This window comes from Pelagibaculum spongiae, from assembly GCF_003097315.1.
GTDB lineage: Bacteria > Pseudomonadota > Gammaproteobacteria > Enterobacterales > Pelagibaculaceae > Pelagibaculum > Pelagibaculum spongiae.
The window spans coordinates 61,101-74,615 of the sequence record NZ_QDDL01000005.1; the positions used below are offsets into that span (position 1 = coordinate 61,101).

The window sequence follows — 13,515 nt, forward strand, 5'->3', positions numbered from 1 at the left end:
CTCTTTTCGTTACTTATGGCTTAGCAAAACGGTCATTCACGTGCATTGGACGTTCTGCTTTCATTACCAGCGCAAGGCTCACCCGATCGAAAGTACGGAATACCATAGCAACACCGGCTTCTTCATCAGGTAACTTAGTTTTTTCACGAGTTAGTGGATCTTTCACCGTGTCACCAACCTGGTGTAGAGCGAATACATGGCCCGCTTCCATACCGTCATTTTCACCCTTGCTCAGAACAATCACATTGTGCTGACCAATCAACTTATTGCCGCCGTAAACTGAAAGGATTCGACCGTTCAAATCTGCATTAGCTGTATGGGGCTGATAGTAAGGACGGATATGCTGTGCCAATGCTGGAACGATAATATCGCCCGGCTTAGCTTCGATCTTCGAGGCATTAATTCGCACAGTAACTAAGTCACCACCACGAACTACCGTTGCTTGAGCAACGTAAACCATTTCACGACCAAGCACTTCACCCGTCTCAGGGTCTTTATATTCAACACCTGGACGGTAAATTGAATAGCCCCGATTATCGGTATCAACCAAACCTTTTACATAACCCTTCTGTGAAGTCGACATGTAAAAGTTCTTTTCGCGGCCAGCGACCAAATGTGCGGCATTGGCAATTTCTTTATCGCTCATCACCACTGCGCCCACTAGGTAAGGCTGAATATCTTCTAGTGGAATGCTTGGAATAGCGCTATCGATTGGGCGAACTCGAATTTGTGGTTTGAGTTTAACGACCTTACGACCTTGGCTATCAACAGATACTTCTTTGCCGCCACTTGTTGGAGGATCAACCAAAAGTCGAGGCTGGCCATCCTTGTAAACCAGTTGAACATTATCCCCAGGGTAAATCAGATGCGGATTCTCAATCTGTGGATTTGCTTGCCAAATTTCTGGCCACAACCACGGATCTTGTAGAAATAATGCTGAAATATCCCAGAGGGTGTCTCCTTTAACTACGGTATAGCTGTCCGGATGATCTGGTTTCAGTGCGACGGACTGAGCCAGGGCACTGGCACTTATCATTAGTCCCATCGCCCACGCTAGACACTGCCTCTTCATAGTGATTCCCTTTTTGTGTTGTTGTATCGGCCTTTCCATTACGCTCGTCCTTGAAGTAAAACCTGTAAAACGGATGACAGGTAAGTCCGTCACGAACTCTGGATTAGGCCAGATGGTCAAATATCCAGTAACATATATAGCAGGCTCTGTCAGACGATAATCGCTCATTTCCCTCAAGATGGCGAGAAAAGTGTGATATCAGACAGGGTGTTATTCATTCACCAAGGCTCAGCTAAATAGATCAATGGCTAAATTAAACATTCTGCATTACCCGGATGCAAGGCTGCGAACTGTAGCAAAACCGGTAAAAACGGTAAATGATGAAATCCGCCAGCTGGTGGATGACATGTTTGAAACCATGTATGACGCTCCAGGCATTGGTCTGGCGGCATCTCAGGTTGATCAACACATTCGTCTGATGGTAATTGATATCAGCGAAGATAAATCTGAGCCGTTGGTATTTATTAACCCAGAAATTCTCGAAACACGTGGCATAGAGGAAATGGACGAAGGTTGTTTGTCTGTTCCTGGCTATTACGAAACGGTTCAACGAGCCGATTGGGTAAAAGTGCGCGCCTTAGATCGTAATGGTGAAGAATTCACCATCGAGACTGGCGATATGTTGGCAGTTTGCATCCAGCATGAGATTGATCACTTGGATGGCAAGCTATTCGTTGACTATCTGTCTCGCCTGAAACAGAGTCGCATTCGTAAAAAACTGGAAAAATTAGCTAAGTCTTAATTTGCCAGTTTTGAAAGTTTCTCAAACACCGGAGCCTTTCTCCGGTGTTTGTCATTTCTGCACCTTTCGCTTCTCTATACAGTTGCAACCTTGCACCCTGAATACCCAGTTTGAGTAGGAACTCCATGACCCAACCGTTAAGCATTGTTTTTGCCGGAACACCAGATTTTGCTGCCATCAGCCTAAAAGCCATGCTTGATGCAGGCCACAAGGTGATTGCCGTCTATTGCCAACCAGACCGACCTTCAGGTCGTGGAAAAAAACTGGCGCATGGCCCGGTAAAAAAATTAGCACTGGAGCATGAGATTCCGGTTTATCAGCCAAAAAGCCTGCGCAATGAAGAAGCGCAAGCTGAGCTGGCAGCACTCAATGCCGATTTAATGGTGGTTGCTGCATATGGTTTGATTCTGCCTCAAGTAGTTTTAGATACGCCAAAACATGGTTGTATCAATGTTCACGGCTCCTTGTTGCCTCGCTGGCGCGGTGCTGCGCCAATCCATCGGGCAATTTTGGCGGGCGATAAAGTAACTGGCATCACCACCATGCAAATGTCATTGGGGCTGGATACCGGCGATATGCTCGATGTATTGCAAACTGAAATCAGCCCGCAAGACACCGGCGCCAGCTTGCACGATCGAATGGCAGTAATGGGTGGCGAATGTTTATTAGTTACCTTAGAAAAGCTGAAAAACGGCCAGATGCAGCCACAAGTGCAAGACGATTCACTGGCTAACTACGCCAACAAACTCACCAAAGAAGAAGCGCAGCTGGATTGGAATCAATCCGCCGCTGAGCTTGAGCGCACGGTGCGCGCCTTCAATAGCTGGCCAGTTGCTTTCACTAAGTTGAATGATTTAACGGTGCGAGTTTGGCAGGCTTCAGTAGTAGAAACGATTGCTTCAGAACAACCCGGAACGATTATTTCTGCCGATAAATCTGGCCTAACCATCGCTTGTGCTAAAAATGCACTGCGGCTGGAAGTGCTGCAATTACCGGGCAAAAAAGCCCTGTCGGTTGATGACATTCTGCGAGGCCGAGCCGATACCTTCACGGTCGGTACTCAATTCGCTGAAGTGATTAACCCAGGAGCAAACAGCTAATGGCTGATAAAAAAACTGCACCTGAACTAACCAATGCTCGAGCGATTGCCGCTCAATTAATTCAGCAAGTGATTGGCAATGGTCGCTCACTCAGCCAATTGCTCGATCAGCATACTAATGCCCAAGACTCAGGATTAATTCGTGAGTTGTGTTACGGCGTATTACGCCACCACCGCTATTTAAACGCCTTAGTTAAACCGCTCATCAGCCAACCTTTCAAAGGCAAAGAACGCATTGTTCAGCAATTAATTCTGGTCGGTGTTTATCAGCTAGAATTTACCCGCGTACCAGAACACGCTGCGGTTTCAGCAACCGTCGATGCCTGCCACAACATGAAAAAACAGTGGGCTAGTAAGGTAGTTAATGGCGTATTGCGAAGCTACATGCGCCAAGCCGATGAGCTGAAAAAACAGGTGCCAAAAAAGAACCTGTCGATTATGCACTCCTTCCCAGACTGGCTGACCGCAAGCTTGAAAAAGGGCTGGAAAACCCAGCTGGCAGGCATTATGGCGGCATCGAACCTGCAAGCGCCGATGACCTTGCGAGTCAATCAGCAGCATAATTCTCGTGACCAATATTTAGCCAAACTGGTTGAAGCTGAAATCCCAGCAATTGCCCATCCTTTTTCGCCAGTGGGTATCACGCTGGAAAAACCGGTTCAGGTTTCGGTACTGCCCGGCTTTACTGATGGTCATGTTTCGGTACAAGACGGCTCTGCTCAAATGGCCGCGCCTTTGTTGGCACCACAAGCCAGTATGAAAGTCCTCGATGCCTGCGCCGCACCCGGTGGAAAAACCGCCCACTTGTTAGAGCAACAACCAGAGCTGGATTTGATTGCACTAGATAGCGATGCCAAGCGACTGGAGCGGGTTAAAGATAATTTCCAACGGCTGAAGCTGAACGGAAAAATTGTCGCCAGCGATGCCAGCGATTTGGATAACTGGTGGGACGGCCAACCATTTGACCGAATTCTGTTAGATGCGCCTTGTTCTGGCACCGGTGTGATTCGTCGTCATCCCGATATTAAATGGCTGCGACGCGCCGAAGATATTCAGCAGTTGACCGAAATTCAGCAACTTTTGCTGCAAAAATTATGGTCTTGCTTAAAACCCGGCGGAAAAATGCTTTACGCTACCTGCTCGATTTTACCCGCAGAAAACAGCCAACAAATCGAAAAATTTCTAGAAAATACCAGCGATGCTAAAGAGTTACCGATTGAAGCCGCATGGGGACAAAGCTGTCAGCATGGTCGACAATTGCTACCGGGAGACCAATATCTTGATGGCTTCTATTACGCACTGCTGGAAAAAGCGCAATAATAACCAGAGTATTTACCAACGAAGCTGCATTAGGCTTCGGAAATTAATATGAAAATCATAATTCTCGGTGCAGGCCAGGTCGGCGGAACTCTTGCAGAAAACCTGGCGAGTGAAGCCAACGACATTACAGTTGTCGATACCAATCGTAAATTACTGCAAAGCCTGCAAGATCGACTCGATCTTCGCACCATTTGTGGCTATGCCTCGCATCCCACTACCTTGCGTAAAGCCGGTGCTGAAGATGCTGACATGCTGATTGCAGTCACCAACTCTGACGAAACCAATATGGTTGCCTGCCAGGTGGCTTACACCTTGTATCGCACGCCAACTAAAATTGCCCGGGTTCGCTCACAGCAATATATGACCCGTAAGGAATTGTTCGATGAACGCGGACTGGCGATTGACTATGTCATCAGCCCAGAGCAGTTGGTGACCAACTATATCCGTCGTTTGATTGAATATCCGGGTGCACTTCAGGTGCTCGATTTTGCTGGCGGCAAGGTTCAGCTGGTAGGCGTAAAAGCCTATTACGGCGGACCATTAGTTGGTCAGGAAATCAAGGCGATTCGTCAACATATGCCTTCAATTGATACCCGCGTTGCTGCAATTTTCCGCCGCGACCGGCCGATTGTGCCCCATGGCGATACCATCATCGAAGCCGATGACGAAGTGTTCTTCATTGCCGCGCGTAATCACATCATGATGGTGATGTCTGAGCTGCGCCGACTGGAACATCCTTACCGGCGGATTATGATTGCCGGTGGCGGTAATATCGGCCATCGACTGGCACACACTTTGGAAGATCGTTACAACGTCAAGCTGCTGGAACGCTCACCGGAACGTGCCGAAGCTTTAGCATCTGACCTGCACAAAACCATTACCTTAATTGGTGATGCGGCCGATGAAGAATTGCTACAGCAAGAAAACATCGAAGATATCGATATTTTCTGCGCGGTCACCAACGATGACGAAGCCAATATCATGTCATCGATGTTGGCCAAGCGAATGGGCGCACGTAAGGTAATGGCGCTGATTAACCGCACCGCTTACGTCGATCTGGTTCAGGGTGGCGAAATCGATATCGCGATCTCACCGCAACAAGCGACGATTTCGGCACTACTAACCCATGTTCGTCGTGGTGATGTGGTTAACGTTTATTCGTTGCGCCGCGGTGCTGCCGAGGCGATTGAAGCAATTGCCCATGGTGATAAACGCTCATCTCGCGTGGTCGGCCGTCGAATTGATGAAATCAATTTGCCTGCTGACACCACCATTGGTGCTCTGGTGCGCGGCAGTAAGGTATTTATCGCCCATGATGACCTAGTCATCGAACAGGACGACCATGTCATTTTGTTCCTGCTGGACAAAAAACATGTGCATGAAGTCGAACGGCTGTTCCAAGTCGCAGTGACTTTCTTCTAACAAAAAAAACATGCTACAGATTGAATTGCTTTAGCTGCCGCAGTGGCGGGCAATTCAATCGGCACAGGGAGACAGCCAGTCCATGCAATTGGCGACCATAATTCGAATTCTCGGCGTATTGCTGATGTTGTTCAGCTTTACCATGCTGGCGCCCTTTGCGGTGTCTTTGTGGTACGGCGATTCGGCGATGACCGCATTCGGCGCCGCTTACCTGCTGATCTTGATTAGTGGTTTTATCCTATGGCTTCCTTTCAGGGGGCATCGACGAGAACTCAGGGTTCGCGATGGCTTTTTGATTGTAGTGCTGTTCTGGACGGTTCTCGGTGCTTCTGGTGCCGTGCCTTTGATGCTGGCAGATAATCCCGGCATGAGCCTTACCGATGCGATGTTTGAGTCTATTTCAGGCCTAACTACCACCGGTGCAACTGTGATTACCGGCATTGATAGCCTACCTAAGTCGATCTTGTTCTACCGCCAGCAGCTGCAGTGGATGGGTGGCATGGGTATCATCGTTTTAGCCGTGGCAATTCTGCCCATGCTCGGTATCGGTGGTATGCAGTTATATCGAGCTGAAACACCCGGCCCGATGAAAGACTCCAAACTCACCGCACGGATTAGTGAAACCGCTAAAACCCTCTGGTATATCTATGTCTGGCTAACGGTAGCCTGCGCACTGGCTTATTGGCTGGCGGGCATGGATCTGTTTGATGCGATTTGCCATAGCTTTTCGACCATCGCGATTGGTGGCTTTTCAACCCACGATGCCAGCATGGGCTATTTCGATAGCGCATTAATCGACTACATCGCGATCTTCTTTATGGTGGTAGCTGGGGTCAACTTCTCATTGCACTTCGTTACCTTTCGCAGTGTTTCACTCGGTCATTACTGGCGAGATCCAGAACTCAAAACCTATTTGATGATTCTTGGCGCAACCTCGGCACTCGTCATTGGTGCACTGTCATTTACCAATGTTTATGACGGTGAAATGGATACCTTCCGCCATGCATTATTCCAAACCGTTTCTATGGCGACCACTACTGGCTTTGCTACTCAGAATTTCTCGGCCTGGCCAATTTACCTGCCAGCGTTATTAATCTTTGTTTCGTTTGTCGGCGGCTGTGCTGGTTCTACCGGCGGCGGCATGAAGGTGATTCGGATATTACTGCTGTTCAAACAGGGCATGCGGGAAATTCGCCGACTGATTCATCCTAATGGGGTTTTCCTAATCAAGATTGGTGGCAGCCCATTACCAGACCGAATTTTAGAAGCGGTATGGGGCTTTTTCGCCGCCTATGTACTGCTGTTTGCCATTATGATGGTCATGCTGATGGCGACCGGTTTAGACCAAGTCACTTCGTTTTCTGCAGTAGCCGCCGCATTGAACAATCTCGGCCCGGGTCTGGGAAGTGTTGCAGCCCATTACGGTGAGATAAACGACTTCAGTAAATGGATTCTTAGTTTCGCCATGCTAATGGGACGTTTGGAAATATTTACGCTGCTAGTGCTATTCACGCCAACTTTTTGGAAGAGCTAGGCAACGACAATTGGACTAGATTAATAAAATTAAACATTAGCCATATAAAAATAATCTATGAAACCAAGTGTGATTAATATGCTGTAAGTTTGTATGCATCTCAAGCTTACAGCCAATCCAGTAAACTTTTTATCTATTTTAAATCTCAATGACATAATAAATTAGCACTGCTATGTAGGCATGGATTCTAACTTTTTCATATTTTAAGATTAGTAACATTCACTGTTAAACATCAATAACACTAAATAATCCACGTAACCTCACAAAACTCTAAATTTATAAACACCGAAAGCAAACCTTCATTCATTACTCATTTCTTTGATCTAATATGAAACCTAGCTATTCTTTCTTGACAAGAACAATATTGTTTAGATTGTCTTGAACTATAACAAATTCACTGTTTTTTGAATATATAAAATTATGTGCTAAGGGACTACATCATGGATCAAGGTGACAAAAAAAATCTATGCAACAGGCTGAATATTCTTGACAGCAGTAATGATTATAAACTTCCTGCAAGGATTCCATTTCAAGTAAACCCTCTCCATCATTCATTGGTTGTAAGGGGTGGCTCAGAAAATTATGCACATGTCAGAACTGTTTTTCGATTTTTTCAACAATGGATTGCAGGTACTTGGATTACCTACATGCTCGGATTTGGTGTGGTTTTGTATTCAGTATTCTATGCTCTCGATTTAGAGACAAGTCAACCAAATCCCCGGCCAGCAGTAATTTCCGTACTCCTCATGATGCTAACATTAGCAGGTTTTTTTCACTTTGGAGGTGGTGCAGCAGCAGGCAAACTTACACGTGCGAAACTTGCTCATGTACCGCGAGGCGGAGCGCTAGAAAGAAAAATATATAAAGACGTATTGAGAGGCTTTGCAATGCAAGGTAATTGCCCTAAGGCAGTTACTGAAAGCATAATGCAAATGTCTGAAGATATGGATATTCGATTAGATCAGCGTTTTTTAACTGGCAGACTAAAATTACCTACATTATATGAAAGTGGTAATGTTCGAGATTTAATGCTTTCAGCTTCAGAAAATGATATTGCATTTGTTGGATTTACCGCTTGGTATACTTTATGGGATTTTCTTAAAGTTGCAGAGAGTCTAACCAGTGAATCAGCCGCAGGTAGTGCTCCAGCAAATACTACATCATCTATTAATTTGGGCGGAGATCCAACAACTCAAGCAATGACAACAGGTATTCCTTCAGCAGATCAAGCATTTCCTTCACCAGCAGAGACTATTTCTTCTAGAGGAACTCGAATTATGGTTGCCGGTGCGGCATCTGCTGGAACATTTGTCTTGGGTAATTTTACACATAAAGTAGTCGAGCACAGAATTAGACATAAAATTGCAATCAACAAATTACGATCAGTTAAATCACAATTACTCACACAAATAATGCAAAGTAAAGATATAATTTCACAGAATCCAAATAGTGAAGATTCCGTACGTATTCTTGATACTTTTGTGCAGGAACTAATGAAAATCGATATGGTACTTGCAGCATACGAAAACGCAGTAACAATAAATCAGGAAAGTGCTCTACTTGATTTAAAAAAATATTTTGCAGCATTTACATCTCTTGAGAATGCTATCGACGTCGCAGGAAGAATGTGCAGCATGGTGCCTGTTGCAGCATATCTTGCATTTGCAAGATCCAGTTATGGATCAGAACACGGTACAAAACAAGCAGCCTACCTTGGTGAGATCATTTTAATTATGTTGGGTTGGTGGTGGAGAAGGGCAATATCTTCTGTCATAACAGCACCATTAAGGGCTATGGACATTATGCTTCACAGAGTATTTTCAAAACAAAAAGCAGGTGTACTAGCAACTGCTGATGATGGTGATGGTGAAGCAGCTCTGGACGGTATAAAGTACCAAAAATCTACACTAGAAAATATACCAGAAGATTACAAAGGCTTAATACATTCTCTTGAACGTGCACAAACGCCTAAAGCGTTTTTAAATTTAGTTAGTACATTTGCCTTACAAAATAAAGGCAACCAAGTTGAACAAAAAGTTTTTCATAGTATGATTGAGAGTTTAGATTCCGCAAAAAGAGATCTTCAAACCAGCTATTCGGAAGAGGATATGGAAGCAACTTTAACAGAAATAAAAAATAAATTAAAGCCAGCATAAAAACAAAGATAAAATAAGAAACCATTGGCGTTAATCGATTCAAGTAGTACCAAAAGTAAATTTATGGCTCAATTTGTTAATTCTTTAGGTAGAGACGGACAATTTTTTTCATAAGATTACCTGTTGGAATAGGTCTACTTATTCGTAAAAGTGCTGAATAAGTCGTCAGCACTTAGAATTTTTAAGATAAATTTCACTTGCGTGGTAGAAAAAATTAGAGAGCGGCCGCTACAGTTTCTTAACTATATTCAAGAGATTGTCGAACTCGCTTCACTGGCTTGTCCCGCACTTAGTAGTACCCAAAGCTATACCACAATCACTGCGGATATAGTTCGTAAGCAATTAATTTCTCAATTTAAATGCAAATCACTCTCTTGTTAAATAACAATTTTAAGAAAGAAAACAAACTAATTGGATTATCACTCTGAAACTTTTAAATGGTCACTAATAGTTGCATGTGTTTTTGCACTATTTAACTGATGTGGCATATGTAGAATCAGCTGCGTTAACCAAATTAAATTTGGTGATTTTAACTTTAAAATTAAAAAATAAATTAGCCACTAAAGATAGTGGCTAATTTGTATTTATTATTGCGAAGTAATTGTTAATGGAATCTGTAAGTCCAGTACATCCATTAAATCTTCAGGAATTAACACTTGAGCTGCATCACTAGTGATTTCATTAAAGTGATTACTAATGAAGTTTGTTGCTACTTCTGAACAAGTATCATTAGGAGATAACTTAAAATTATCTGCTGAATTAATAACTCGCCAAGTTCCATGAACGGCAACAGCGTCAGAGTAACAATTATCATGAACAAGAATCAACGGTATGTTAGCAAAAATATCTAGGTTATCAACAAAGTAATGCCAGTAATTAATAGCACTATTATGAAGCCGGTTATTAATAAAATAAGCAGGTCCAAAAACATTTGACGGTGCGCGTCCAGAATTCACTCTCAATGCAAAATTAGTAAAGTTAATATTATTTCCAGCAAAGATTGTATCTCTAGCATCCCAAAACCTTATTTCATTTCTCGAGTTATCATCAAGACCAGAAAAATAGTTTTGTGTTGCTACCAAACGTTGATATTTTGCGTGAACAAAGATCCATGATTTATTAATGCTGTACTGTTCATCGTCTGGATTATACAGTCTCTTACTTGCAGAGCTTGTTACGTAATTTTTATTAAAATTAAAGCTTGTTCCTCTTATTGAAAACCATCCTTTTCGATAACTGCTTTGAAACTCATCTAAAACACTACCATCACGATTAGTTAATTTTTTAGCTTCTCTTAATCGTATATTCGCAGAACTATCAAGAAATCCTTGAACAGACGAAGTATTTTCAGCAGTGAGATCCCCTAAAAAATTATTAGTAACATTGGTAGTTTTAAGTTTGTATCCATGAAAAACATCTCCAGGGTAATCATTTCCCCGTAAGTATATATTACGATTTACTTCATATCTTCCATGAGTTATAGACATCTGAGCATGTAGAGATTTTGTGTTATAAAAAATATTATTAGAAATATCTATATTATCTTTTATTCCATAAAACAATACCCTAACATTTTCAAAAGATAGGTTTTGTATGACTTCACTATTGTATCTATCAAAATAATGAACATTACCAAGAAATGGAGTGGTTTCAGAATAGCTACCATCTAATATACTCAATCCATTTTCATCACCAATTATACTATTTCCATTTTGTAAAATTAAGTTATTATCCATTCTGTAACGCCCAGGCGGTAAGTAAAGCGGCCTATCCATTGCAGCTAATTCGGTTAACACTGTTTGAATCGCTCCACCTTGATCTTCTTCTGGAAATGGTAAAATCCCTTTGTCTGCGGCACACACAGGCGTTCGGTCAGCTACAATTACAGGCATTTGATGACAATAGAAATCATTCGCTAACCTGAAATCAATGCTGTCTTCATAAAAACGATACTTGCTACAACTATTAACATTACAAGCAGTTAATCTTAAAGAACTAATACCATTGTTTATTTTTTCACTTGGAATTATGAACTCAAGTCCAGAAGAAATGTTTCCATATAAGTGATCTCCTTGATGAAATTCAACCGAAATATGGTAATTGATTGCTGAAGAAACGTCTTTCCAGCGAACTGTCACGTCTTGGTTTTGATCAGTTGTAAAATAAATAGGCGCATCACGAGGAATAATTGGAGCATTTAACACTGGAGCAAAGCTATGAAAATTTCTAACTTCAAAGTAAGTTGAAGCGTCAGAGTTATTCCAAAATCCATCTTCTGAAACGTCAGATTTATCGCCCATACCTACAAAAACTTGCTGATCAGGCGCTTGGCAAACCGTATAATTACGATATTCAAAGGTACGGTTCTCACCGCGGTAGAGCTCCCAATTCTGAGACATATCAGTACAAGCAAGTGCACTGTGGATTAGAAGGTCACCCTGTGTTCGTCCTTCGCCGTTAACAGAAGTTGCTACAACTCGCTGGCCAGAGGCTGCGCTTGTTTGTTCCCAGAAATGACTAATTAACGTACTGTGGCACGGTAAATCATATTGCAATATTTCAGCTGATCCAGAATCTTCCGGATGACCAGAAGTGAATTGATTACCATGAGTTTCGCAGCTACCATCCACATCACGAACACCATGCGCAGCATGAATATTGGCAGGATTATTCTCATGCTGGATAAAAATACGATCTGTATCTAAAGCTACATAGTCAGAGGGCAAAGTATAGCGAGCGATATTCTGATTACGCTGGCTATTAGCACCGCAATAATCTTGTGAATTATCCCAGCGCCCATTTCGTGTACCACTACAAACATATTGAACATCGCCCTGCACAGCCCATCCCTTATCAGAATCACTTATATCATTAGTCACATATTCACTTCCTCCAGTGCGACCAGATAAGCTTTGACTTGAAAGAATACTTAAGAGTGGAACAGAATTTGCGATATCATTTTGAACTTGTGCTTTTGTTCTTTGAGACAAATCACCTCGAGCACACGTGCCAGAATAATGTGAAGAGTGATTATATGCACCATCAGAAGAGCTTGCATGAACTTCACACATTGAATTACTAGTATCTCGGTATCTTTTAAGCGTCAGAGTTATACCATCACTTCTTTGCAAATTAACTTCTGTGCCAATAATTGAAGTCCAAGAATTGTTTATTGGCTCTTGATCTTGTGCAATACTCTGCTGACTTATTAATGTCAGCATTAAAAATACAGAAAAACTCACAAGCTTATTCATTTAAAACTCCTATTAAATACCCATTTATTTTTGAAGCAATACTAAAATCTATATCTTCTTTAAATTCTGGCCTACATCAGTAATAATTATATTTTTCACTAACTTACACTTTCCCAGACTATATGTGACAACTCACTGTTAAAATCAATATACTCAGCATCTTAAGCTAGCAATTGAGGTGTGAATTATAAAATCATTCTAAAAAATATTTAATCTTCTTTAATAGATACTATATAGTTGTTTGATTTTTTATCTTGGGACAATAAGGTCACATATAATTAATTATTCAATAAAAAATCATTTTGGCAGGGGTTTCTACACTAGCGTGCAATTTACATAAAACACATTAATAGTTTAAGACGCAATGAATTTAATTATCTATCATCACAATAGCGTATCCGTTTCTATTTTCAAATAGATTGTTTTTATAAAGAGAACTACTAGACATAATCGACTCTCTAATTTTACTAGTAGACCAATAAATTTTATCAGACTTGTTTTTACTTGGGTAAACTAGGTATTCAATTTCAGGTTTAATTTTGCACTACAAACTGAAAGATATCGACCTCAAAGAGGTTAAACTAAAATCCAAATATTCAGTAATCAACGCCTTCTTTAACTACAAGTTAACCGATAGAGTAAAACCCTGAACTGTTGTTCAAACTATTGCTTTTAAAGAATATTTTTATTAAAAATCCATATTTTATTTTTAATATTGAAACTAGGTATGAAATCATGCTTTAGGAAGATTGGCGGAAATTTGCCGAATAACTATCACATTCGATAGACGTCAACCTCCATTGGCTTTTTGATCGACATCCCAAAGAAATATGTAGCTTTCTATGTTTAAGTTACTGTTGCTTGCTAAACCTCAGCTAATGAACAATGAACGGTTGTAATTTCACGATAACAGGAT

The 13,515-nt window shown here is 41.9% G+C and carries 8 protein-coding genes; 6 read left to right on the plus strand and 2 right to left on the minus strand.

Annotated features, from left to right (window positions below):
• Window positions 1-13 precede the first annotated feature (13 nt).
• Window positions 14-1,072, minus strand: a complete 1,059-nt coding sequence (locus DC094_RS12780) for a LysM peptidoglycan-binding domain-containing protein (protein WP_158527319.1) — start codon at window positions 1,070-1,072, stop codon at window positions 14-16.
• Between the two features lie 244 nt (window positions 1,073-1,316).
• Here DC094_RS12780 and def point away from each other — a divergent pair, with 244 nt between their 5' ends.
• The 6 genes from def to DC094_RS12810 all read left to right on the plus strand — a co-directional run bounded on the left by def (window position 1,317) and on the right by DC094_RS12810 (window position 9,345).
• A complete protein-coding gene (def, locus tag DC094_RS12785; RefSeq protein ID WP_116687505.1) occupies window positions 1,317-1,814 on the plus strand; it encodes a peptide deformylase in 498 nt (165 codons plus the stop codon).
• A gap of 125 nt (window positions 1,815-1,939) precedes the next feature.
• Window positions 1,940-2,914: a methionyl-tRNA formyltransferase gene (fmt, locus tag DC094_RS12790; RefSeq protein ID WP_116687506.1), complete on the plus strand. Its 975-nt coding sequence runs from the start codon at window positions 1,940-1,942 to the stop codon at window positions 2,912-2,914.
• Window positions 2,914-4,233 carry a 16S rRNA (cytosine(967)-C(5))-methyltransferase RsmB gene (gene rsmB / locus DC094_RS12795; protein WP_116687507.1) on the plus strand — a complete coding sequence of 440 codons (1,320 nt, stop codon included), beginning with the start codon at window positions 2,914-2,916 and terminating at the stop codon, window positions 4,231-4,233. Before fmt ends, rsmB begins: the two co-directional genes overlap by 1 nt.
• Before the next feature lie 48 nt (window positions 4,234-4,281).
• Entirely contained in the window at window positions 4,282-5,655 is a 1,374-nt protein-coding gene (trkA, locus tag DC094_RS12800; protein ID WP_116687508.1) for a Trk system potassium transporter TrkA, read from the plus strand.
• A gap of 82 nt (window positions 5,656-5,737) precedes the next feature.
• Window positions 5,738-7,189: a TrkH family potassium uptake protein gene (locus tag DC094_RS12805; protein WP_116687509.1), complete on the plus strand. Its 1,452-nt coding sequence runs from the start codon at window positions 5,738-5,740 to the stop codon at window positions 7,187-7,189.
• A gap of 440 nt (window positions 7,190-7,629) precedes the next feature.
• The gene (locus tag DC094_RS12810) at window positions 7,630-9,345 is read left to right on the plus strand and encodes a hypothetical protein (protein WP_116687510.1); all 1,716 of its coding nucleotides are present in this window, start codon (window positions 7,630-7,632) and stop codon (window positions 9,343-9,345) included.
• Window positions 9,346-9,932: 587 nt separating this feature from the next.
• On the opposite strand, the gene DC094_RS12815 is transcribed toward DC094_RS12810, so the two are convergent.
• Window positions 9,933-12,599 (minus strand): glycosyl hydrolase family 28-related protein, encoded by a 2,667-nt coding sequence (locus DC094_RS12815; protein ID WP_116687511.1) that lies wholly within the window; start codon window positions 12,597-12,599, stop codon window positions 9,933-9,935.
• Window positions 12,600-13,515: the final 916 nt, after the last annotated feature.